The sequence below is a fragment of the Bacteroides intestinalis genome (genome assembly GCF_003464595.1).
GTDB lineage: Bacteria > Bacteroidota > Bacteroidia > Bacteroidales > Bacteroidaceae > Bacteroides > Bacteroides intestinalis_A.
The window spans coordinates 163,398-188,411 of record NZ_QRZF01000007.1 but is presented as its reverse complement, the minus strand read 5'-3'; the positions used below and the strand labels follow the sequence as shown (position 1 = coordinate 188,411).

The following is a 25,014-nucleotide window of genomic DNA, read 5'->3' as shown; positions in this document are numbered from 1 at the left end:
TAGTAATGACCATGAAAAGATATATTTATTTATTGTTGGCATTTTGTGTGTCAGCACTCACTTTGCAATCTTGTTTCCAGGATATGGATCATCCGGCTTTTGATTATCCGGATAGTTCTGCTCCCAAAGTGTTCTCACCAATGAAATTGTTCTTGCCTTTTGAGAATGATATGCGTGATAAGGGCAATTACACCTTCCTCATGAGTGCCGGAGGGGATATTACTTATACTGATGGAATCAACGGACAAGCTTATCAAGGTACAAAAGATACGTATCTGTTAGCCCGTGTTCCTTCTTATCTGACCGATTCCATACCCGATTTAGGAAGTTGTACGGTGGCTTTCTGGATGAAAACAACGAGAAATACTTCCGCATATGGTGTCTTCAGTATTCCTAATACCAAGACTTTCTGGGGTAACTTTGATATCTATCTGGAAAATACAAGTAGTGAGACCCAGGCTTTCTTCAAGATGCACCTGTATAACTGTACATCCGTAAAGGATAATGATGAGAGATGGGTAGAAGCTAAGATAGACAATGTTTTTGGTACCGAATGGGTTCATATGGCATTTGTTTATGATGGTAGTAATTCGACAGTAACAGTTTACCGGAATGGTGAAAGTGCATTTACAAAAGAGCTGCCCGGTTATGGAAAGCTTAAATTTAAAGATTTGGGTACATTTGCTATCGGAGCATTTCAGTTTAGCACAAAACCCAGTTTGACAGAAGGTGCAGGAGCACAGAGTTGGGCATCCAATTTTCCGGGACAGTTAGACCAGTTCCGTTTCTATGACAGAGCTATATCTGCTTCTGATATCAAGCAACTTTATTCAGGAAAAGAATGATGACCGTTAGAAATAGAGTGAATATGAGAGCTGTTTATTTCATACTGTCCTTATTACTGATTTCTTGCAGTAAAGATGATGCTTCGGAAACACCCGGAAAATTTGAACTGCAAAGTATATCCATTGGTGAGAAACAGGATCAGAGTTCCTTTGAAAATGTAGCTCCCAATGCCAGTATTGTGCTTACATTCACAGATGCAGTGGATGAAGCTACGATTCAGAGTAATATCATATTGAAACTGAATGATCAGGCGGTGGCATATGATTCAAAACTACAGGGAAAGGATAAACTCTCATTGACTCCAACAGGTGGCTTTAAAAGTTTTTCCTCATATAAACTGGTGATCAATCCGGGGGTGAAATCCACCTCCGGAGTATTTCTTACCAATGGCAAAGTCTATGAAATCCGTACAGGGATGGATGATTCGGATAAGTTTGATCGCATTCCTGACGAGGATTTATTAACTTTGGTGCAGAAACAAACTTTTAAGTATTTCTGGAACTTCGGTCATGCACATTCCGGTATGGCACGCGAAAGAACAACTTCCGGTGATGTTGTTACTACCGGAGGAACAGGATTTGGAGTGATGGCGATGCTGGTAGCGGCTGAAAGAGGATTTGTAACTCGACAGGAAGCTCTTGAAAGAGTGCAGAAGATTGTAACTTTCCTGGATAAAGAGTGTACGAGTTATCATGGAGCCTATGCACACTGGATTAACGGCGCAACCGGTGAGACAAAGCCATTTGGTGATAAAGATGATGGTGCGGATCTGGTAGAAACCTCTTTACTTTTCCAGGGACTGCTTGCAGCACGTGCATACTTCAAGGACGGTTCGGAAGCTGAGAGTAAGTTGCGTTCTGATATAACCCGCTTGTGGGAAGCTATTGAATGGACCTGGTTTCAGAAAAGTGGAGAGTCTGTTCTGTATTGGCATTGGAGCCCGAACTATGGATTTGAGAAGAATCTTCCGATCAGAGGTTGGAATGAGTGCCTGATAACTTATGTGCTTGCAGCTTCTTCTCCTACTTATCCTATCGATAAGGCGGTTTATGAAGCTGGATGGGCAAGGAATGGCGGTTTGAAGAATGGTAATACCTACTATGGATACAAGCTTCCGCTGGGAGCTGATAAGGGTGGACCGTTATTCTTATCTCAATATTCCTTCTTGGGCATTAATCCGAAAGGACTGAAAGATCAATATGCTGATTATTGGGAACAGAATCAAAACCATACTCTGATCAATTATAATTATTGTAAGGAGAATCCTAAGGGATATGCTGGTTATGGAGCCTCTTGTTGGGGGTTGACAGCTAGTGATGGTGATAATGGTTATTCGGCACATTCACCTACAAATGATAAAGGAGTGATTGCTCCTACGGCTGCATTGTCTGCATTTCCTTATACTCCGGAAGAGTCGATGTCTGCATTGCACTTCTACTATTATAAGATGGGTGATAAACTCTGGAGAGATTATGGTTTTGTAGATGCTTTCAACCTGACAGCTAATTGGTATGATAACCAGTGTATAGCTATCGATCAGGGACCGATCATTTGTATGATAGAAAATTATAGGACAGGAATGCTTTGGAATTTATTCATGGCTATTCCGGAAATTCAGCAGGGAATGAAAAAGTTAGGCTTTGAAAGCCCTGCACTAAACTGATAAATAGAATATATGATGAGACTTATAATATATGTGATGCTTCTGCTTTACCCGTTTAGCCTGCTACCGGCAGCTTCCGGTGGTAAGAAGGGGAAGAACTTGTCTGATGAAGAACTGATGACCCTCGTGCAGAAACAGACTTTCCGTTATTTCTGGGATTATGGACATCCGGTTTCGGGCTTGGCACGCGAACGTAGTAACGGTAATGACGATATTGTTACCATTGGTGGTTCCGGCTTTGGGGTAATGGCTATTATTGTCGGTGCAGAACGTGGATTTGTAACGCGTGAACAAGCGGCAGAGCGTATGCTGAAAATAGTCAGCTTTCTGAATGATAAGAATACGGACAGTTACCATGGCATTTGGGCGCACTGGATAAATGGGCAGAACGGAGAAACCATTTCTTTCAGTAGGAAAGATGATGGTGCCGATCTGGTAGAGTCTGCTTTCATGTTCGAAGGGCTGCTGGCTGCACATCAGTATTTCAACAAAGATAATCAGGTGGAAAGACGTATCCGTGGTCTTATTAATGACCTGTGGCGTCAGGCTGAATGGAATTGGTTTACTAAAGGTGGTGAGGATGTACTCTATTGGCATTGGTCACCCAATAACGGTTGGTCGATGAACCATCAGATAAAAGGGCATAATGAGTGTCATATTACGTATATACTTGCTGCTTCTTCACCCACTTATCCCATTGCAGAGTCGGTATATCATAAAGGGTGGGCCAATTCTATCGTTTTCAAGAATGGTAAGAAGTATTACGATATAACCTTGCCATTGGGAAGTGATTATGGCGGACCTTTGTTCTTTACCCATTATTCTTATATGGGACTTGATCCGCGTGGCTTGAAAGATTATTATGCTGATTATGAAGAACAGATGAAAGCACATACTCTGATTAATCGTGCTTATTGCATAGATAATCCGAAAGGGTATAAAGGGTATGGAGAACAGTGCTGGGGACTGACAGCCAGTGATGGTGATAAAGGGTACTCTGCGCATTGTCCTGGTAATGACCGTGGTGTTATTACTCCAACAGCCGCCTTGTCGTCTATTCCTTATGCACCGGAATATTCATTGCAGGCCATGCGCTATTTCTATGAAGAGCTTGGCGATAAGCTTTGGGGGGAATATGGTTTCAAGGATGCATTCAACCTGACTGCTGATTGGTTTGCGCCATCTTATCTGGCTATAGATCAGGGACCTATTATTGTTATGATAGAAAATTATCGTACAGGTTTAATATGGAAATTGTTTATGAGTCATCCGGATGTACAAAAAGGATTGAAGAAGTTAGGATTTAAAACACCATACTTAAATTAAAAAGGTTACATAATTATGAAAAACATGTTTTTTAATAGTGTATTAGTTGCTTTCGTTCTGCTTGTTGCTTCGTGCAGCAAGCAGCCGGAAGCTAAGGTTGATGTGATGTCATTCAATATTCGTCTGGACCATGTAGCGGATAGTTTGAATAACTGGAAATATCGTAAAGATGCTGCGGCACAAATGATTACTTATTATGCTCCGGATGTAGTAGGTATGCAGGAAGTATTAAAGAACCAGTTGGACGACCTGAAGAACCGTCTTCCACAATATACGGTTTTAGGTGTGGGGCGTGCCGATGGAAAAGAAAAAGGGGAATACTGTTCCCTGTTTTATAAGACCGATCGTTTCGATCTTGTGAAAAGTGGAAATTTCGGTTTGAGTGAAACACCCGATTCTATTGGAATAAAAGGCTGGGATGCTGCTTGCGAACGCATTGTGACATGGGCTGTTCTTAAGGACAAAGTCAGTGGTAAAGAATTGGCTGCCTTTAATACACATTTTGACCATATTGGTAAGGTTGCCCGTCGTGAAAGTGCAGTTTTGTTGCTTGCAAAGATACGTGAGATAGCCTTGGACTTACCGGTGGTTATTACGGGAGATTTTAATGGTACTGTTGATTCAGACCCGATTTCTGTTCTTACGGAAGGGGGAATGCAGAATACTTATTCCACATCTGACGTAGTTTATGGTCCTGCGTGGAGTTTCCATGATTTTGGGCGTATTCCGGTTGAAGAACGCCAGTTGATCGACTTTATTTTTGTCAATGGACAGGTGGTAGCCAATAAATTCAGAGTGATAGCAGACAAGCCGGACAATGGCTATTTATCCGACCATGCGCCTATTCAGGCTAATCTGACAATTCGATAGTGCCATGACTTCTAAATTATCCTTGGGGCTTGTCGTCTTACCTTTTGTGCCTTCCTCCATTCTGCAAGGTCAAGAGCAGGAAGTCCGTAACGAACGCCCCAATATTATTTTTATTATGAGTGATGACCATGCCCGTCAGGCTATGAGTATTTATGGTCATCCTATAGGGAAAGTGGCACCGACTCCGAATATTGACCGTATCGGGCATGAAGGAGCAGTTTTCCAGAATAACTATTGTTGCAATTCTATTTCCGGGCCGAGTCGTGCTGCCATACTTACCGGTAAACATAGCCATAAGAATGGTTTCATGAAGAACTGGGCGAAAGGTTTTGACGGTACGCAACAGACCCTTCCGAAGATATTGCAGGCAAATGGTTACGAGACAGCTGTTATTGGTAAGTGGCATCTTATTTCTAAGCCTACAGGTTTCGATCATTGGATGATTCTGGATGATCAGGGAGAATATTGTAATCCGCATTTTATTACTGAAAATGATACCACACGTCATTTGGGGTATGTGACGGATTTGATTACTAAGTACACGGAAGAATGGCTCGACGGACGGAAAGACAAGAACAAACCTTTCTTTCTGATGATGCATCACAAAGCTGTTCATAGAAACTGGGTACCCGCAGAAAGACATTACCATCTGTATGAGCATACTACTTTTCCACTTCCTGATAATTATTTTGATGTTTATGAGGGTCGTTATGCGGCACAGATGCAAAAGATGAATATCTATTGTGACATGTACGAAGGACACGATCTGAAGATGGTTACCGGTATGGATAGTGACAGTTTACTGTTCGACCCTTGGCCGCATGCTTTTCTGGGGACAATGGAGCCGGATGAACGCCGTCGCTTTCTTGATGCATACCGTGATAGAAATAATGAATTCCACTCCAGAAAACGTTCATTCAAAGAAGTTGCGGAATGGAAATACCAGCGTTATCTGCAAGATTATATGGGAGTTGTAGCGAGTGTAGACGAAAGTGTGGGAGAGATTCTTGATTATCTGAAACGTACCGGACTGGATAAAAATACGATTGTAGTCTATACTACCGATCAGGGATTCTACTTGGGAGAACATGGTTGGTTTGATAAGCGTTTCATGTACGAAGAATCTTTCGGCATGCCGATGGTTATGCGCTGGCCCGGACATATCAAGCCGGAAACTCAGGTAACAGGACTGACGCAGAACATAGACTTTGCTCCTACTTTTCTGGATATGTGCGGTATCGAAGTGCCACGGGATATGCAGGGCGTATCGTTCCGGGAGTTGGTAGAGACGGGAAAGAAACCGCGTGATTGGCGTAAATCGCTCTATTATCATTATTATGAATTTCCCGGATTTCATAGTGTCCGTGCTCATTATGGTGTAAAGATGGAACGCTACAAATTAATGCACTTCTATGTGGAAGACAAATGGGAACTGTATGATCTGAAAACTGATCCGACAGAAATGCACAATCTGTACGGAAAGCAAGGAATGGAGAAAGTAACTGCTGAACTAATGGCAGAACTTGCACGTTTACAAAAACAATATGAAGTTCCTCAGAATTTGTGCAAGTAATATAAAGAACGAAAGAATGAAACATCTGTTATTGACTATAGTCTGCCTGATTGCGTGGACTACTCTTCCGGCGCAGGATATGCGTCAGGATACATATTGTAATCCCTTGAATATAGATTATACCTATATGATTTATAATTCCGACCGGGATATTTCTTACCGTTCGGGGGCCGATCCGGCAGTAGTGGAATTTCGCGGAGAATATTATATGTTCGTAACGCGTTCGCACGGCTATTGGCGCTCCAGGGATTTATTGAACTGGGAGTTTGTACGTCCCGGTAAGAATTGGTATCCTCAAGGATGCAATGCTCCGGCTGCACACAATTATAAGGACTCTGTGCTTTATGTTGCAGGCGATCCTTCAGGTTCTATGAGCATCCTTTATACCGATGATCCTGCTTCCGGTGATTGGGAAGCTACGCCTGCCATTCTGCATAATCTGCAAGATCCTGATTTGTTTATTGATGACGATGGGAAAGCTTATATGTTCTGGGGATCTTCCAATGTTTATCCTATCCGGGGTATGGAATTGGATAAAAATCACCGTTTTACAAAGAAAGGGGAGACGAAAGAACTTTTCAATCTGGATATGCCTAAACATGGTTGGGAGCGTTTTGGTGAGAATCATACGGATACAGTATTGGGCGGTTACATCGAAGGCCCCTGGTTGACAAAACATAATGGTAAATACTATATGCAATATGGTGCGCCGGGTACGGAATTCAATGTTTATGCGGACGGAGTATACGTAGCAGATCATCCGATGGGACCTTATACCTACCAGAAACATAATCCGGTATCTTATAAACCGGGTGGTTATATGAATGGTGCCGGGCATGGAAGCACTGTGCTTGGTCCCGGTGGGCAGTATTGGCATTTTGCTTCGATGTCTCTTTCCATCAATGTGAACTGGGAACGTCGTCTCTGCATGTTTCCCTCCGGATTCGATAAAGATGGTATTATGCATGTGGATACCCGTTTTGGAGATTATCCCCGTTATGCTCCTGCCGTGCCGGGTAAGGCAGGACAGTTCCGAGGGTGGATGTTGCTCTCTTACGGTAAGCCGGTTACCGCCTCTACTGTAAAAGGAGAGTTTCAACCTTCTGCATTGACTGACGAACTGACTAAGACATTCTGGTTGGCTGAGACTAACGATGAACGCCAATGGGTAATGATCGATCTGGAAAAACCGGCTGCTGTATCTGCTATTCAGATCAACTATCATGATTACCAAAGTGATATGTATGGTCGTTATGAAGGGCTTCGTCACCGCTATGTGATTGAGGGTTCACTGGATGGACAGAATTGGGAAATATTGGTTGACCGCAAAGAAAGTTATAAAGATACCCCGAATGATTATGTTGAACTCGGACAATCTCAATCTGCGCGTTATATCCGCTATAAGAACATAGATGTACCGACCCCGAACCTGGCAATTTCTGAACTTCGGGTATTTGGATTGGGTATGGGGAAAACGCCGCAACAGCCGAAGAAATTAACCCTTGATCGCCACGCGGACCGTCGTGATATTACTATCAGTTGGGAACCGGTCAAAGGTGCACAGGGATATAATGTGTTATGGGGTATTGCTCCCGATAAACTTTATAGCTCCTGGATGGTATATGGCAATAATGAATTACTTATGAAATCTCTTACCACCGATCAGGATTATTATTTCTGTGTGGAAGCATTTAATGAGAATGGCGTATCTTTACGTTCAGAAGTGAAACATGTAAAATGACAATGCTATGAAACGATTAATCAGTGCTATTTGTGTTTTTTTCTTCCTGTTACCTTTGCCTGCTCAGGAAACGTACCAGAAAGAAATCTTTATCTCTTCCCGGGGAGATACCTTGCAGTATCGCTTACTGCAACCGGAAAATATGAAAAAGAGTGAGAAGTATCCTTTGGTGCTTTTTCTGCATGGTGCAGGGGAGCGCGGTAATGATAATGAGAGGCAATTGACCCATGGTGGACAGATGTTTTTGAATCCGGTGAACCGGGAGAAATACCCGGCATTCGTGCTTGCACCACAGTGTCCCGAAACGGGCTATTGGGCATACTCGGCACGTCCTGAATCATTTTTGCCGAATGAGATGCCGTTGGACGAACCGATAACTCCGATTTTTCAGACAGTGAAGGATTTGCTGGATACTTATCTGGCAATGCCTCAGGTTGATAAATCACGTATCTATATCGTTGGACTTTCTATGGGAGGAATGGGAACCTTTGACATGGCTGTCCGTTTCCCGGAGATATTTGCTGCTGCTGTACCTATTTGCGGTACAGTAAATGTGGCGCGCCTGAAAGCTGCCAAGTCTGTAAAGTTTCGTATTTTCCACGGTGATGCTGACAATGTGGTTACACCTGAAGGTTCGCGTGCGGCATACAGGACTTTGAAGAAAACAGGTGCTGATGTGGAATACATCGAGTTTCCGGGATGTAATCATGGTAGCTGGAATCCGGCTTTCAATTATCCCGACTTTATGAGTTGGCTGTTCAGTCAGAAGAAATAGTTTAAAGAAAAATGGCAAGTAGATTTATCCTGCTTGCCATTTTTCTTTAAACTATTTTTCTTCATAATCCCCGTTAGCTTTAATCAACTCAATCAGCTTTTCTACAGCTTCTTCTTCGGGAATATTCTTTTCAATGCATTCTTTCTTCTTATACAGACTGATTTTCCCACGTCCGGCACCTACGTAGCCATAGTCAGCATCAGCCATTTCTCCGGGACCATTGACGATGCAGCCCATAATACCTATTTTCAATCCTTTCAGGTGTGAAGTAGCAGCTTTTACACGTGCTATGGTACTTTGAAGATCGAACAGGGTGCGTCCGCATCCGGGACAGGAGATATATTCCGTTTTGCTGGTGCGTATACGTCCTGCTTGCAGAATACCAAAGGCTGTGGCATCTACTACAGCATGACTGAGATCTCCCTGGTTGAACAGGAAAATACCATCGCAAAGGCCGTCGAAGATAAGTGCTCCCATGTCAGCAGCAGATTTTATCTGCAAGTCCTCTGCTTCATTTTCAGCATAGTGCTGGAAGAATACAACCGGATTTTTCAGTCCTTCCTGCATCAATTGGTGAACTAAGGCACGATGTTCTCCAAGTCGGTTAGGATGGTTACTCTGTGATATAATGACTACTTCCGGATGATATTTCAGACAAGCAATCACTTCTTCTGTTTGTGCCATGTAAGGCATAAACATGAATTTCAAATCGGCTTGGCAATTGCCCATAAGTGGCATCTGCTGGTAATTGAAAGCCGGATAGGTTCCGGGCTCTTCTTCCCATACATCCGCATCCAGAATGTATTCCACTCCTTCTTCACGAATTTCCGGTAAGGCACGTCCGGCATAGATGTAATCCGGAATGAATTGCGGGTTCGTATCGAACTTTCCGTCCATGCGTTCGGCAATGACTACAGGCAGGTGATTCCCGCCTATGTTGCGTACGGCAGTTGTCTCACGCCGTACCGGAGAAAGATAATTGAAACCTTCTGCTTCCACTCCGGGTATGTAAGGATGATCCTGGTGCTGCATGATATAATCCACCAACTTTCGTGCTACAGGTATTTCTGCTTCCGGAGCTTCGCTCAGAGAAACACGGATGGTATCACCCAGGCCGTCAGCTAGCAATGCACCGATGCCCAATGCAGATTTGATACGCCCGTCCTCACCATCCCCGGCCTCTGTAACGCCAAGGTGCAGCGGGAATTGCATTCCTTCCTTTTCCATTACAGCAGCTAACAGGCGAACTGTTTTCACCATTACTACTGTATTGGAGGCTTTGATGGAGATTACAACATCTGTAAAATCTTCTTTTACACAGATGCGGAGGAACTCCATGCACGATTCCACCATACCTTCCGGTGTATCGCCGTAGCGAGACATAATACGGTCGGACAGTGAACCATGATTTACACCGATACGGATGGCTGTATGATTCTCCTTGCAGATATTCAGGAAAGGAACGAACCGGTCATGTATCTTCTGCAACTCTTGTGCATATTCTTCGTCTGTATATTCCAGATGCTTGAAGGTGCGTGCGGCATCTACATAGTTTCCCGGATTGATACGTACTTTCTCAACATACTGTGCTGCTACATCTGCTACCTTTGGGTTGAAGTGGATGTCGGCAACCAGTGGAACCATATATCCGTCCCGGCGCAAGCCGGCATTGATGTTCATCAGGTTTTCCGCTTCTTTAATGCCTTGTGCTGTCAGACGTACATATTCACCTCCGGCATCTACAATTCGTTTGGCCTGTGCCACGCTGGCTTCTGTATCCTGCGTAGCGGTGTTTGTCATACTCTGTATGCGTATAGGATTGGAGCCGCCCATAGGGGTGGCTCCAATATTTACTTCTGATGTTTCCCGACGGGAATAGTTGAATAAATCCACTAATTACTCCTTTTTAATTCGTTTTATACTCGTACTTTACTTCTTTCAGTTCCTCGTTCGCCTTTACGATTTTCTTTTTCAGTCCTTCTTTGTAGGCTGCAAAAGTTTCAGCGAGATCGGCATCGCTCAAAGCTAGCATTTGTATAGCAAGAATGGCAGCATTCATGGCACCATTGATAGCAACTGTGGCTACAGGGATTCCGGGAGGCATCTGAATGATAGAGTAGAGAGCGTCTACGCCATCCAGCACAGAACCTTTAACGGGAACTCCGATAACAGGCAGTGTTGTGTTGGCAGCGATGACTCCGGGCAGAGCGGCGGCCATGCCGGCAGCAGCGATTATCACTTTAACGCCGCGTCCGCGGGCGTTCTTTGCAAAATTCTCTACTGCTTCCGGAGTGCGGTGTGCAGAAAGAGCGTTCATTTCGAACGGTACATGTAAATCATTCAGCAGTTGAGCGGCCTTTTCCATAACAGGAAGGTCGGAGGTGCTGCCCATGATGATGCTTACTAATGGAGACATAATTATTTAGTTATTAGTGTTTAGTGATTAGTGATTAGCAAGCTTATATCAATTTGCTAATCACTAATCACTAATAGTTAATCATTAATCAACGCTTTGTAGGCATCAGCATCCAGCAATGAATCGAAGTCTGCATCAGCATCCGGTTTCATTTTGATGAGCCAGCCTTCGCCGTACGGATCTTTGTTTACCAGTTCCGGTTGGTCGGCAAGAGCCTCGTTTTGCTCCAGGATTTCTCCGCCTACGGGCAAGAAAAGATCCGAAATGGTTTTTACTACTTCAATGGTTCCGAATACTTCGTCGGCTGCCAATGTTTCACCCTCTGCCTGGATATCTACGAATACGATATCGCCCAATTGTTCCTGAGCGTAATCGGTGATACCTACATAAGCTACATCGCCTTCAAGGCGTATCCACTCGTGTTCTTTGGTGTACTTTACATTTTCTGGGAAATTCATGATCATTATTTTTAAAGGTTAATACTTATATAATTACAAATTACTAATTATAAATTACAATGTGAGCCCTTTTTACTTCTCTTAGAAGAGGAAAATACGGAACAGGATATTACTCAGGGGATGAAGCACCAATAAGGAGCAAATCAATCCTACGGCAAAACCTACCAGCACCTCTCCCAATGTATGATGCTGTAAAATAATACGTGCTGTGCCCAGGACACCTGCAATCAGGATGAACAAACATAGCCACCATACCGGATTGTATCCGAACAAGGCACTGAAAGATACCAATCCTCCTACAATAGCCCCTACACCTGCCATATGCTCGCTTAACTTCCATTTCAGATTGACAACAATACAGATAACCATCATGATCAATGCGGCAAGAATAATACCTGTCATGTACCAGGGGATATTCAGGCGATGCATCATCACCAGACAGAATACGTATGAAGTAATAGTAAGCAGGAACGGCATAAAACGCCGTTTACGTTCTCCCAAGTCTTCGGGACTGAAGCCGTTGATCTTACGAAACAGGAAGATGGTGAGTGTAGGCATAAGAATGGTGAAGCAGTACACTACTCCCAGCACAATCAGCTTATACTGTATAGGCATGATGCGCAGGTATGAGAAAAGGAACAGAATCAGAAACGCCAGGAACGGGATGGAAAACGGCGTGAATATAGCCGATATCACCCGGGCTGTCCGGATTAAGCTCCTGTCTGCCACAATATGTTGTTCTTCAACCATTTTAATTTATAATTTTACAATTGGATTCATTAATCATTTACCACCTTATCATTTTATAATTACTTTCTCAGTCTTGCCACCGGTATGTTCAACTGTTGCCTGTATTTGGCTACCGTGCGGCGTGCTATCGGATATCCCTTTTCTTTCAGTATATCCGTCAGTTCATCATCCGTATAAGGTTTCTTTTTATCTTCATTGTCAATGCATTCCTTCAATATCTTACGAATCTCGCGTACAGACATTTCTTCACCGTCCTCGGTGACATATCCGTCATTGAAGAAAAATTTCAGTGAATAGATGCCGTAATTGGTTTGTACATATTTGCTGTTGCTGACGCGGGAAATGGTTGAAATGTCCAGTCCGGTACGTTCGGCAACATCTTTCAATATCATAGGACGCAACAATGATTCGTCTCCTTCGAGGAAGAACGGACGTTGCAGGTCGATAATGGCTTGCATAGTAGTCATTAATGTATTCTGACGTTGCTTCACGGCATCGATAAAGCCTTGTGCTGCATCCATTTTCTGCTTCAGGAACATCATGGCTTCTTTCGACTCTTTCGACTGGTTAGCCCTGTTTTTGGTATGTTCTTCCACCATCTCGGTGAAGTCGCGGCTCATACGCAGTTCCGGAACGTTCCGGTTGTTCAGAGCCAGATTGATGGTACCGTCGTCGTATGTATCTACAATGAAGTCGGGGATGATCTGTTGCATGTTCCGGCCGATGGCTTCACCCAGGGAGGCACCCGGACGCGGATTGAGTTTGCAGATCTCTTTGATAGCCTGTTCAAAAGCGTCTTCTTCCAGTCCGAGCTTCTGCTGTATCTTGTCCCAATGCTTACGGGTGAATTCTTCGTAACATTCGGAGATGATCGCTTCTTCTATATAAAGTAGAGGGTTCGGGGTGAAGTGCTGTTGTTCTATCTTGCGATGAATCTGAATGAGCAGGCATTCTTGCAGGTTGCGTGCGCCAAGTCCGGCGGGGTCAAAGTCCTGGATAATCTTCAGTGCTTCTTCCAATTCCTCCTGGGTGCATTCGATGCCGGCGTAGATGGCAAGTTCATCACAGATGCTATCCAGAGACTTACGTAGCAGGCCGTCGTCATCCAATGATCCGATCAGATATTCCGCCAGTTCACGCTGATGCTCGGTCAGGTCACGTTCGCTTAGTTGCTCCTTCAGAGTTTCGTAAAAAGAAGTAGCATCGGAGAAAGGTATTTCTTCAGCCTGTTCACCTTTGCTACGGTTGTTTTCCTGCAATTTGTAGTCGGGGATATCGTCTTCGCTCAGATAGTCGCTTAATGAATCATATTCATTGGCTCCGTTGTCTTCTGCGGAACCTCCCGTATCGGAATTTTCAGAAAAGTCGTCACTTGCCGTATCTTCCTTTCCTTCTTCCAGAGCCGGATTTTCCAGAAGTTCCGCATGTATACGGTCTTCCAGTTCTACAGCGGGCAATTCCAGTAGCTTCACTACCAGAATCTGCTGGGGCGACAGTGTCTGTACCTGTTGCTGCGCTTGAGTTTGTACTTGTCTGGAACCTTGTGCCATACTTATTCTTTTCTTTTACTCGCCACAAAGATAATGCAAACCAAGACAGAATAAAATGAACGAGTTCATTTTTTATGCCGAGGCGCAGCTTATCTTCGCACTTTTTGCAAAAATAGTGAATAGTTCGGGAACGCGAAATGTTCTCGGTATAAGTTTTTCATGCAAGCATGAAAGTTTGGCGCCTAATTTACATTATCTTCGTTAAAAGCGAAGATAAGCTGCACATCAGCATTAAAAAATAAGCAAGCTTATTTTGTGCTGCTTTTGGTTTGCATTATCTTTGTGCGTATCAACTTAAAAAATTGCAACGTTATGTTTGATAAAGAAACTTATGTGCAGCGCAGAGCCCTGCTGAAAAAAAATGTTGGCTCCGGAGTGTTACTATTCTTGGGAAATGACGAACAAGGACTGAATTATGAAGATAATGCTTTCCGTTATCGTCAGGATTCTACCTTTCTCTACTATTTCGGCTTGTCGTTTGCCGGACTTTCCGCTATCATTGACATCGATGAGAACAAAGAAATCATTTTCGGGGACGAACTGACTATCGACCATATTGTGTGGATGGGCACACAGCCAACTCTGAAAGAGAAGAGCGAACGGGTAGGTATTCGGGAGACACTTCCTTCTGCCGGAATTATCAGCTATCTGCACAAAGCCGTACAAAAGGGGCAGACGGTACATTATCTTCCGCCTTACCGTCCCGAACATAAGTTGAAACTCATGGATTGGCTGGGTGTTCCGCCTGCACGCCAGGAAGGTTCCGTACCGTTTATCCGTGCGGTGGTGGCACAGCGTAATTATAAATCTGCTGAAGAGATTGCAGAAATAGAAAAAGCATGTGATGTGACTGCCGACATGCATATCAAGGCGATGGAAGTGATTCGGCCGGGTATGTACGAATATGAAGTTGTGGCAGAGATGAACCGTGTAGCCGAAATGAATAATTGCGAACTTTCTTTCCCTACGATTGCCACAATCAACGGACAGACTTTGCATAATCATTATCATGGTAATAAAATTAAATCGGGTGACTTGTTCCTGATCGACGCCGGTGCGGAACTTCCGTCGGGTTATTGCGGTGACATGTCGTCTACTGTACCTGCCGATAAAACGTTTACTTCAAAACAACGTGCCGTTTACGAAATTCAGAATGCTATGCATCTGGAATCTGTAAAGGCTCTCCGTCCGGGTATCCCTTATATGGAAGTGTACGACTTATCTGCCCGCGTAATGGTAGAAGGTTTGAAAGGACTGGGCCTGATGAAAGGAAATGCAGATGATGCAGTGCGCGAAGGTGCTCATGCATTGTTCTATCCTCACGGTCTGGGACACATGATGGGACTGGACGTGCATGATATGGAAAACTTGGGAGAAGTGTGGGTAGGGTATGACGGTCAACCCAAGAGCACACAGTTCGGACGTAAGTCTCAACGCCTTGCTATTCCTTTGGAACCGGGCTTTGTACATACTGTTGAGCCGGGTATCTACTTTATTCCTGAATTGATTGACATGTGGAAAGAAGGAAAGAAATTCACAGACTTTATCAATTATGACAAAGTGGAAGAATATCGTGACTTCGGCGGTATCCGCAATGAAGAAGATTATCTTATTACAGAAACCGGTGCCCGCCGCTTAGGCAAGAAGATACCGTTGACTCCGGAAGAGGTGGAAGCGTTGCGATAGTATCAATTTAAGAATGAGTCTAATGAAAAAACTACTATTCTTATTTTGTCTTTTGTCCTGGAGTGTATTGCATGCACAAAAGACGATTAATCGGCCTCCGTTTATAGCAAAGGCAACGGAAACCATTGAGATAGCTGCTATTCATTTGTCGGATACAGCTACCGTGGTTGATGTGGATGCAAAATTTATTCCAAAGAACTGGATACGTATTGCTCCTGCTACTTGTCTGGTTGCAGATAATGGTGAACGTTACCAGGTGCGGCAGGGAGTAGGCATAGAGTTGGGCCAGGAATTTTGGATGCCTGAGTCGGGTGAGGCTACTTTTTCTTTGATATTTCCACCTCTGCCGGCATCTGTAAAGTCGTTTGATTTTGTGGAAGGTGAAGGTGAAAGAGACTTTAATCTTTTTGGTATCAGCCTGATCGGGAAGTTGCCCAAACTCCAATTGCCTAAAGACTTAGGGAAAGCCGGCAAAGCGACTGCTGTTGCTTTGCCGATGCCTGAAATCAAAGAGGGAACCGCTATCATCAGTGGGCGTATTCTGGATTATAAGCCTTCATTTCGCATGAAAGTCGAACTACATTCAGCTGATTTTTTATCTGCTTATGGCCAAAAGAATACAGAGTTAAAGTTGGATGAAGCAGGAAATTTTCATACGGAAATGCCTGTTTCACATCCTTCTGTGGCCTATTTAAGTGTGGGTGGCTCTGTTATTTCTTTTTTATTGTCTCCAGGTGGCGAAACCAAGATTACTGTAAATCTTCGTGAGATGACGCGTGCTTCCAGTCGTTTGCGGAAAGATGCGAAACCTGAAGGGAAGAAGGTTTATTTTGAAGGACTGAATGCCGGATTGAATACGGAGATGAATTCCGGATTAGAGATTCCTCTTTGTTCTGTTGAGCTGAAAGACTTGTATGACATGAATCCGGACCAGTACAAGGCATATTGTATGCAGAAGTATGAGGAAGCAGACAAGGCGATCCACGCTAATAAGAAGATAAGTAAGGCTTATGCGGAACTGTTGACGGTGCTGAATAAAGATGCATTGTATGGGTTGTTATGTGGATATGATTATCAGCTATTGCAGGCTTATGCTCAGCAAAAGGGGCTGTCTGTGCGTGATGCAAGTAAAGAGTATCGTTCTCCTGAACCATCAAATGACTATTTCGATTTTCTAAGTGAATTTGGTTATATCAATTCACCCAAGTCTGTGTATTGTTTTAATTATCCTTCCAGGGTAGTTAATACCGGGTATATAAGCTTGCCGTCTGTAAAGCGAGGTGACATCTTTGATTATTTACTCAATTCCCCTAAAGTGGCCCCTAAAGATAAGGAGACGATGAAGAAATATCGCGATAATCCGTCATCGTATGATTCTTCGGTAATGAAAGAACTGAGGAATAGATATGATGCTCTTTTTCAGGAATTTGGTAGACAAGGAATGGAAGCTAACCGAAAAGCGGTTGAAGAACTGATTGGTAGCCAAGGTATCTATTATGATGTACAGAAAGCCATGCAATGTGTTTCGAAACTGGAAGATTTTACACCTTTATCTGAAGATGATTTTGCTGCGTTGCATGCAATTGAAAATTCCTATTTTCTGAACCGGTTGACCGCAATGAATACGGAACTGCTTCGGAGGATAGAAGAGAATAAGAGTAAACGTGGTTTCACGGTTCGTACTTTGGCTGCAGACGTTAAAGATGATGAACTGTTTGAAGCTATGGTCGCTCCTTTCAAAGGTAAAGTGGTGCTTGTTGATTTCTGGGCTACCTGGTGTGGTCCTTGTAAGATGGCAATGAAGATGATGAAGCCCATGAAGGAAGAACTGATAGATAAGGATATCGTGTATGTCTTTATTGCCGGTGAAAATTCTCCGGAGACAACATGGAATAATATGATACCCGATATTCATGGTGAACATTATCGACTTACCAATGCACAATGGGCGGCTATCTGCAATAAATTTGAGGTTCGTGGTGTACCTACCTATCTGGTACTCGACCGTGAAGGAAAACAAACTTATCGGTCGGTCGGTTTTCCGGGAACGGATGCGGTGAAGGGTGAATTACTGAAAGCATTAAATTCTTCCATTGACTGATCATATACTCTAATAAACGAAAAGGGGTAGCTATGGCTGCCCCTTTTCGTTTATTATCTAATCGGTGTTATCAGATAAACTGTCCGTCTTCGTTGATCTTAACTTTCACTTCCTTTTCGCCTTGCTCCAGCTCTATCCAGTAGTAGTTCCCGGCAGGAGTTTCAAAATATTCGGCATCATCTACTACATAGCCGCTATATTGTGACGCTTTAATGGCATCTGTTACTTTTACTGGAAGTACATATACATCCCATGAGGTGGAAATCCATTCATAGTTTGTACTAAGCAATACTTCTTTACTTTGATTTTCGTGTATGATGTCCACTTCAATCATTCCTTTCTCTTGCTCAATCTCAATAATACGGGCGTTAGGATAATTCTTCTGTATAAGTTCTGTTACGGCAGTAACCATATTGGATGGAGCATCCGGCAGCAATGATTCATTATTGCCGTTACCGTCATCATTTACGGCTTTAATAAGAATTCCGTCTGCTGAATAATGTAAGTCCATATCTATATCCTGTGCAGATTCCACTTCTATGATGTAGATAACCTCTTTTTCGGTTCCTGCACGTTCAATGCGTTCCACTTCATTATCTTTTTGCCAAGTGGCGTATTCACTGCTCTCAAAGGAGGTCCTTACTGCTTGTGGAATGGCACTATATGGCATTTCTGTCTCCGTCATATGCCACGAACCATCTGCCTTGTACCAAGCTTCTGTTTTATATCCGTTGTCACTCTTGTTATTGAATTCAGCTTTGTAATATTGCTCTTGCGAGACAGTTTTTGTTTCCCAACTCAGGTTAGCGGTGTTAGAAAAACTACTATCGAATGCCGTGCGTACAGCTTCGGGAACTTTAGAACTTGGGAGATCGTCATCGTCATCACTGCAGCTTTGTAGGCTTAACATCCCCATAACTAATAGGGCTAAATACATTTTCAATTTCATAGTTACTTATTTTTTAGAGTTTCTGATTATTGTTGATTTTATTGCAAAGATGACGGGCAATTCTGGAAGAAATTGGGAATTTGCCTCCAAAAGTGGATAATAAATTCTATATTTGCGATTTTAACATTAAAAAGAGCAGATTGCTAATGAATTTATACTGATTATGGTACAGAAATTGGAAACACACACCCGTATTGACGTAGCTGACGTGCTGCGTGGACTCGCCGTTATGGGCATCATTGTATTACACTCCATCGAACACTTTAATTTCTATTCATTTCCTGATACAAGTACTCAAAGTGCATGGCTTAACTTTTCTGATAAAGCCATTTGGGACGGACTCTTTTTCATGTTCGGAGGAAAGGCTTACGCTGTGTTTGCTTTACTTTTTGGTTTTAGTTTCTTCATCCAGGATAATAACCAGCGTATGCGTGGCAATGATTTTCGTTTGCGTTTTTGCTGGCGATTGATCTTATTGTTCATTCTTGGTAATATAAATGCAGCTTTTTTCACGGCCGAAGTATTGGTGCTCTATTCGTTAGTCGGATTCATCTTACCACTTACCTGCAGGCTGAAAGATAAATGGTTGTTTATTCTGGCATGTGTACTTTTGATACAACCATTACCACTTTATTATGTGATATGTGCCTGCATAGATCCTTCTTTTGTGACTCCCTCTATTCCGACAGGTAGTTACTGGGGAGCTGCTTTTCAAGTGCAGAGTCACGGCACTTTCCTTGAAACTCTGCGTGTGAATTTATGGGAAGGGCAGATTGCCAGTCTTGCATGGGCTTGGGATCACGGACGTGTATTCCAGACTGCCGCTCTTTTCCTGTTCGGCTTGCTGATAGGACGTCGGGGACTTTTCCTGAAGGAAAATCTGAAATTCTGGAATAAGGTACTTTGTGGCGCTCTTATCGCTTTCTTCCCCCTATATGGATTGGGTAATATGTTGCCGGGTTTCATCGTTAGTAAGTCTATTCTTACTCCTTTGTTACTAATCATAACTTCCTTGTCCAAATTTGCATTTATGCTGATATTGGTGTCGGGTGTTATCTTTGCTTTCTATCGGACAAATCTGCATGACTGGTTGATGAAGATTACTCCTTACGGTAAGATGAGTCTTACAAATTATATTACTCAGAGTATTATCGGTTCGTTGTTGTTCTATAATTGGGGTCTTGCACTTCACTCTCAGTTGGGTATAACAGCCAGCTTCCTGGTAGGAGTAGTGCTCTTCATCGTGCAGCTTGCTTTCTGCCGTTGGTGGATGAGCCGTCATGCACACGGTCCGCTGGAATACTTGTGGAAACGAGCGACTTGGTTGAAATAAAGGATTTTTTATAGATATTTTTCCCACAGATAGCGGAGCGGACTGAGTAGACGTGCAGTTACGCTCCGTTCGTCTGTCATGACCTCTGCTGTGCCGGAAAGTTCTCCTTTAAAGTCCAACTGCTTGCCATATGAGGTGCATAAGTTCTGTGGCAGACCTACCGTGACAGTATACATATTGTCCTCACTTGCTAATAGTGAAACAGACAGCACTTCTCCGGTGAGGAAGCCGAATTCCATGTATGGATACCCTGTCACACTGATATTCACTCTTTGTCCGGGGCATACTTTGCCTGATCCGCTGACGGGTAATTTTATTTTTCCTATAATGTCACCGGGAGTAGAGGCTACAATAGAGAACACTTTATCTCCCGCATTGACATTCTGGTTCTTCTGCCAGATATTATTGTAAGATAATATACCACCGGCAGGGCTGGTAAAGAGATATCCCAACTCCCAATCGCTGATGCTTACCTGTAAATCATTGAGGGCTGATTTTAACGAAGTGCTTATTGTATTGGCTTCCCGATTACGTTCCATACGGATTTCTACAATATTCTGTTGTAATTGCGCCTCTTGTATTCTGGCAGATGAAAGTGAAGTCATTAGTTGCTCTCTCCCTTGCCTGCGATTCAGATAGGTTTGTTGTGCTTCTTCATAATCAGCTTTCGATATTAATCCTTTGTCGAAGAGTTTCTTTTCCCGGCTATGGGTAGCGGAAGCTATCTGTACCTGTTCTTCATCAAGTTCTGCTTGTTTATTCAGATGCCGGATGTACTTCTGATACTCTTGCAGTTCTTTGCAGGCGGCCTGCTCTTTCTGGGCGTAGAGGTCTATCGACAGAAAATTACGATAATCTGTCAAGCATTTGATGAAAGAGGCATAAGCATTCTGAATGTTTCCGAGTTCCGGTTTCTCTGGAAACACGGTTTGGCAGATACAACTATCCGTCAGAATGAAAGAAGTAATCCTTTCTTTCAGTTCCAATACATGGGCAGTGATGGCAGGATTCTCCAGTACAGCTATGATATCTCCTGCTTTTATGGTTTCACGGTCTTTTCGATATACCTCCTGAATTTTTCCACTTCCTCTTGCCACGATCCATACGGGCGGATGCTCTGTGGTGATGGTGATTCCGGCACTTACTATATCCGGGTATTTGAAGAAAGAGCCGCCGATGAAAAGCAGTGCCAATACCCCGAAGAATACGGTTATTCCCCACCTGATCAATGCGTGTGGCGGTCGCGTCAATATCTCCTGCACCTCCTCACACCTCAATTCTATGTCCTTTTCTTCTTGTTTCTTCATAACTCTCAACTCTCCATTTTCAACTCTCCACTTATTAAAGTTCCAATTGGTTCTTCACCAGCTTGTAATATCTTCCTTCCAGAGCAATCAGCGCTTCATGCGTTCCGGTCTCTGCTATCCTGCCCTGTTCTATGACGATGATTTGTTCCGCATTCCTTACGGTGCTCAACCGGTGGGCTACCACTACGGATGTCCTGCCTTTGAAGAAGGTTTGCAGGTTGTTCATGATAGTGCGTTCGTTGTTGGCATCCAGTGCATTGGTTGCTTCGTCGAAGAAGATGAATTCCGGGTCTTTGTACACGGCGCGGGCTATGAGTATGCGTTGTTTCTGTCCCTGACTTAATCCGTGCCCTTCCTGTCCTATCTTAGTATTGTATGCTAAAGGCAATTCTTCTATGAAATCGTGTATATTTGCCACTTCAGCAGCATGGCGCAGACGTTTCTTGTCGATATGCTCTACTCCGGGTGCAATGTTACCGGCAATACTGTCGGAGAAGATGAAACCATCCTGCATTACTACGCCGCACCGCTTGCGCCACTCGCGAATACTGTAACTTCCCAGTGGAGTATCCCCGATGAAGATATCGCCGCTTGCGGGCGGGTAGAATCCTAACAGTAGTTTAACGAGTGTTGTCTTTCCGCTTCCGCTCATACCCACGATGGCCGTTTGCTTGCCCGGCGGAATCACTAGGTTGATGTCGTCCAGCGTCGGGTATTCGCTTAGCGGATCATATTTGAAGTTAAGGTTTTGGAGTCTTATTTCTTTCCCTTCCGGTATTTCCCGCAGCAATTCACGGGTGGGGTCTTCCTCATCCGGTTTGTCGCGCACTTCGCTGAGGCGGTCCATGCTGAGCCGTGCGTCCTGCATATCGCGGGCAAAAGCGATGAGCTCATTTACCGGACTGTTCAACTGTCCGATGATGTATTGCACGGACAGCATCATACCCAGTGTCATTTCCCCTTTCACTACCAGGCTCGCTACGAGTGCGGTAATCAGCAAGTTCTTGCTTTGATTAATCAGCACCGCTCCCGAATCCTGATACTGCCGCAAGGCAAGGCTTTTAATGTTTACTTTGAATAGCTTTGCTTGTATTCGCTCCCATTCCCAGCGTTTCTGTTGTTCGCAGGCACTGAGTTTTATCTCTTGCATACCGTTCACCAATTGCACTACCGTACTTTGGTTGGCACTTTGTTGGGCGAAACGCTTGTGGTCCAGTTCGGCGCGCTTCTTCATGAATAGCCAGACGTATGCGACGTACAGGGCGCTTCCTCCCATGAAGATAAGGAATATCATGCCACTGTACACCAGCAGTACAATGCCGAAGATGATAATATTGAATATGGAAAAGATGACGCTGAGGCTGCTTCCCGTCAGGAAATCCTGTATGCGTTTGTGGTCGTTGATGCGTTGCAGGATGTCTCCTGTCATTTTGCTGTCGAAGTAGTTGATAGGCATCTTCATCATTTTGATGAGGAAGTCGGATATGAGGGCGATGTTGATGCGTGTGCCCAGATGTAGCAAAATCCAGCCCCGTATGAAATCTACGGCGCTGCTGCTGAAAGACAGCATCAACTGGGCAATCAGTACCAGATAGATAAAACCGAGATTCTGGTTGTTGATACCAAAGTCTACTACCGATTGTGTGAGGAAAGGTAACATGAGTTGTATCATGCTACCCAGTAGCAGACCTAAAAGGAGTTGTCCCACCAGCCCCCGATACGGGCGGAGATAGGAGTAGAGGAAACTAAAGCCTTTGCGGTTCACTTCGTCTCCCTCGTCCTCTGTCGTATAAAATTCGGGGGTGGGTTCCAGCAATAACGCCACTCCTGTGTCTTCTTCGTTCTTTCGGGAACTCAGCCAGCAATTGCAGAATTCTTCTTTGGTGTATTTCAGCTTTCCCGCACCGGGATCGGCCACCCAAACATACCTGTCGTTGAGTTTATATACCACGACAAAGTGTTGCTGGTTCCAGTGTATGATGCAGGGTAGAGGAGCTTCCTGTAACTTTTCATACCCCACTTGTACGCAGATACTACGAAAACCAATCTTTTCTGCCGCTTCGCTGATACCAAGCATGGATACCCCTTCACGGGTGATGAATGATTTTTCCCTCAACCCTTCCAGCGAATAATGCTTACCATAGAAAGCGGCTACCATGCGGAGGCAGGTGGGGCCGCAGTCCATGGCGTCATGCTGGGTGTAGTGGGGGAGTGTTTTCATTGTTTCATAAGGCTATCCAATGTTTGTATGAGCTGTTCTCCTCGCAGATCTTTGGCAACGATGCGTTTTTCCTTATCCAGCAAGAAGTTTGCAGGAATTGTTTGTATGTTTAGTTGTCTCAGTAATTTGGGTGCTTCAGCATATCAAATACACTTATGTTCCATAAGGAGAGAAGAGTTTCACTCTTTTTTCTTGATTAATTCATCCAATTTTTCTAATAATTCTTTTTGGTGCAGATTGGTTGCTATAACTTTATGATTTTCATCTAATAAATAATTATATGGAATGGCTCTTATATTTAAACCTTCTACCTTTGTATCCATATTCCCTTCAGAGTCAGTAGCTATCAAATTTATAAATTCATTTAGATTGTTGTTTGTGATGGCCTTCTTCCAATCTTCATGTTTTTTATCAATTGAAATCAAGCATACAGTCAGTTTTTCTCCGAAACCTTTTTGGGCTTGCCTGATATAGGGCATTCCTTCCAAGCATGGAATACACCAGCTTGCCCAAAAATCTATAAGGATATATTTCCCGGTTAATTGACAAATAGAAACTTTCTCTCCATTGTTGGATAGTAAATTAATTTCGGTGATGTCTTTGGTGGCTTCTACTTGTTTTGAGGATTGTTTTAATTTTATATCTTCTTTTATCCTCGCATTTATTATGCTCTGAATGTGCGCATCAACTCTCTTGCTTTCTTCTGTTTCGGGCGGGATTCTCACAGGGCGGAGAATACGCTTAATCCCAGTGTCGTCTGGAAACTTCTTTGTCGCTATATTGCATAATGTGATAAGTGAGTCTCTACTAACCTTTTTTTCGAAATATCTTAAAGTTTGCTCTACGTTGCGGGGAGAGTATGAATATTGAATCACATTCATTTTTATAGAATCCAATTGGGCATCTACTTTGTTTATTTGGGTTGTTATTCTTTTATTATCTGTATCTGATAATCCTGGCATAGATAGCTGGGCGTATAAGTCTCTTTTTTTTGCATTTAAACGGGAAGAATTGATTGAATTTTCAATATATTCATTGGTAGAAATAGAACCTTTTACTTTTTTAATAGCTCTCATTCCATCATTTTCGGAAATATTCGTTTCTACATAACTGTTAGGGGATAGTGTTAAATACATATCTATGGGACCTTTTTTTGAGAATAGAATACTAAAATTTTCTTCTTCATCAGTATAGGCATAAAGAACAACTTTTTTCTGACCTTTTTGGATAAAAGCAGAATCTGCTATCAAATGTTCATTGTCAATATAATGGTGTATGTATACCCATTGCTCCTGCGAGGTGATTGAGGGGGCCAATTCCATTGTTATCTGTATATTTTTCCCTTTGGGTAGTTGAGGGAGAAGAGAACAACTGATTCCTGCAAGTAGTAGTATTTCAAATAATATATGTTTCATAGTTAAATTGTTTTTTTGTCTGTTCTAATCGGAA

At 43.3% G+C, this 25,014-nt stretch carries 19 protein-coding genes; 10 read left to right on the top strand and 9 right to left on the bottom strand.

Annotated elements, in window-relative coordinates:
- Positions 1–11: 11 nt before the first annotated feature.
- From DWW10_RS12405 to DWW10_RS12375, 7 genes are read left to right on the top strand one after another with little or no spacing between them, the layout of a single operon-like run.
- A complete protein-coding gene (locus DWW10_RS12405) occupies positions 12–845 on the top strand; it encodes a LamG domain-containing protein (protein WP_259320476.1) in 834 nt (277 codons plus the stop codon).
- Positions 842–2,509 carry a glucoamylase family protein gene (locus tag DWW10_RS12400; protein WP_118421693.1) on the top strand — a complete coding sequence of 556 codons (1,668 nt, stop codon included), beginning with the start codon at positions 842–844 and terminating at the stop codon, positions 2,507–2,509. The genes DWW10_RS12405 and DWW10_RS12400 overlap by 4 nt, the downstream gene beginning before the upstream one ends.
- Positions 2,510–2,521: 12 nt before the next feature.
- Positions 2,522–3,835: a glucoamylase family protein gene (locus DWW10_RS12395; RefSeq protein ID WP_409012364.1), complete on the top strand. Its 1,314-nt coding sequence runs from the start codon at positions 2,522–2,524 to the stop codon at positions 3,833–3,835.
- 15 nt (positions 3,836–3,850) lie between these two features.
- The gene (locus DWW10_RS12390) at positions 3,851–4,705 is read left to right on the top strand and encodes an endonuclease/exonuclease/phosphatase family protein (RefSeq protein ID WP_118421695.1); all 855 of its coding nucleotides are present in this window, start codon (positions 3,851–3,853) and stop codon (positions 4,703–4,705) included.
- A 4-nt stretch (positions 4,706–4,709) separates the two neighbouring features.
- Positions 4,710–6,278, top strand: coding sequence for a sulfatase family protein (locus tag DWW10_RS12385; protein ID WP_118421696.1), 1,569 nt, complete (start codon positions 4,710–4,712; stop codon positions 6,276–6,278).
- Between the two features lie 16 nt (positions 6,279–6,294).
- Entirely contained in the window at positions 6,295–8,019 is a 1,725-nt protein-coding gene (locus DWW10_RS12380; RefSeq protein WP_118421740.1) for a family 43 glycosylhydrolase, read from the top strand.
- Positions 8,020–8,026: 7 nt separating this feature from the next.
- A complete protein-coding gene (locus tag DWW10_RS12375; protein ID WP_118421697.1) occupies positions 8,027–8,794 on the top strand; it encodes a carboxylesterase family protein in 768 nt (255 codons plus the stop codon).
- 51 nt (positions 8,795–8,845) lie between these two features.
- On the opposite strand, the gene DWW10_RS12370 is transcribed toward DWW10_RS12375, so the two are convergent.
- The 5 genes from DWW10_RS12370 to rpoN all read right to left on the bottom strand — a co-directional run bounded on the left by DWW10_RS12370 (position 8,846) and on the right by rpoN (position 13,968).
- Entirely contained in the window at positions 8,846–10,687 is a 1,842-nt protein-coding gene (locus DWW10_RS12370) for a 4-hydroxy-3-methylbut-2-en-1-yl diphosphate synthase (RefSeq protein WP_118421698.1), read from the bottom strand.
- A gap of 13 nt (positions 10,688–10,700) precedes the next feature.
- On the bottom strand, positions 10,701–11,210 hold the full coding sequence (purE, locus tag DWW10_RS12365) for a 5-(carboxyamino)imidazole ribonucleotide mutase (RefSeq protein ID WP_118216376.1): 510 nt from the start codon (positions 11,208–11,210) through the stop codon (positions 10,701–10,703).
- Between the two features lie 77 nt (positions 11,211–11,287).
- Entirely contained in the window at positions 11,288–11,668 is a 381-nt protein-coding gene (gene gcvH / locus DWW10_RS12360) for a glycine cleavage system protein GcvH (protein WP_118421741.1), read from the bottom strand.
- An 81-nt stretch (positions 11,669–11,749) separates the two neighbouring features.
- Positions 11,750–12,418, bottom strand: a complete 669-nt coding sequence (locus tag DWW10_RS12355) for a membrane protein (protein ID WP_007661986.1) — start codon at positions 12,416–12,418, stop codon at positions 11,750–11,752.
- A gap of 59 nt (positions 12,419–12,477) precedes the next feature.
- The gene (rpoN, locus tag DWW10_RS12350) at positions 12,478–13,968 is read right to left on the bottom strand and encodes an RNA polymerase factor sigma-54 (protein ID WP_007661987.1); all 1,491 of its coding nucleotides are present in this window, start codon (positions 13,966–13,968) and stop codon (positions 12,478–12,480) included.
- 312 nt (positions 13,969–14,280) lie between these two features.
- Between rpoN and DWW10_RS12345 the strand changes: the two genes are divergently transcribed.
- Complete coding sequence (locus tag DWW10_RS12345) at positions 14,281–15,654, top strand: aminopeptidase P family protein (RefSeq protein ID WP_007661988.1); 1,374 nt, start codon at positions 14,281–14,283, stop codon at positions 15,652–15,654.
- A 22-nt stretch (positions 15,655–15,676) separates the two neighbouring features.
- Positions 15,677–17,755, top strand: a complete 2,079-nt coding sequence (locus tag DWW10_RS12340; RefSeq protein ID WP_022391453.1) for a TlpA family protein disulfide reductase — start codon at positions 15,677–15,679, stop codon at positions 17,753–17,755.
- A 70-nt stretch (positions 17,756–17,825) separates the two neighbouring features.
- On the opposite strand, the gene DWW10_RS12335 is transcribed toward DWW10_RS12340, so the two are convergent.
- Positions 17,826–18,704 carry a PepSY-like domain-containing protein gene (locus DWW10_RS12335; protein WP_007661990.1) on the bottom strand — a complete coding sequence of 293 codons (879 nt, stop codon included), beginning with the start codon at positions 18,702–18,704 and terminating at the stop codon, positions 17,826–17,828.
- A 163-nt stretch (positions 18,705–18,867) separates the two neighbouring features.
- On the opposite strand from DWW10_RS12335, the gene DWW10_RS12330 reads away from it, so the two are divergent.
- Positions 18,868–20,037, top strand: a complete 1,170-nt coding sequence (locus DWW10_RS12330; RefSeq protein WP_007661991.1) for a DUF418 domain-containing protein — start codon at positions 18,868–18,870, stop codon at positions 20,035–20,037.
- An 8-nt stretch (positions 20,038–20,045) separates the two neighbouring features.
- On the opposite strand, the gene DWW10_RS12325 is transcribed toward DWW10_RS12330, so the two are convergent.
- The 3 genes from DWW10_RS12325 to DWW10_RS12315 all read right to left on the bottom strand — a co-directional run bounded on the left by DWW10_RS12325 (position 20,046) and on the right by DWW10_RS12315 (position 24,980).
- Complete coding sequence (locus DWW10_RS12325; protein WP_022391454.1) at positions 20,046–21,344, bottom strand: HlyD family secretion protein; 1,299 nt, start codon at positions 21,342–21,344, stop codon at positions 20,046–20,048.
- Positions 21,345–21,378: 34 nt separating this feature from the next.
- Positions 21,379–23,565, bottom strand: coding sequence for a peptidase domain-containing ABC transporter (locus DWW10_RS12320; RefSeq protein ID WP_022391455.1), 2,187 nt, complete (start codon positions 23,563–23,565; stop codon positions 21,379–21,381).
- A gap of 179 nt (positions 23,566–23,744) precedes the next feature.
- The gene (locus tag DWW10_RS12315; RefSeq protein ID WP_022391456.1) at positions 23,745–24,980 is read right to left on the bottom strand and encodes a TlpA family protein disulfide reductase; all 1,236 of its coding nucleotides are present in this window, start codon (positions 24,978–24,980) and stop codon (positions 23,745–23,747) included.
- Positions 24,981–25,014 lie beyond the last annotated feature (34 nt).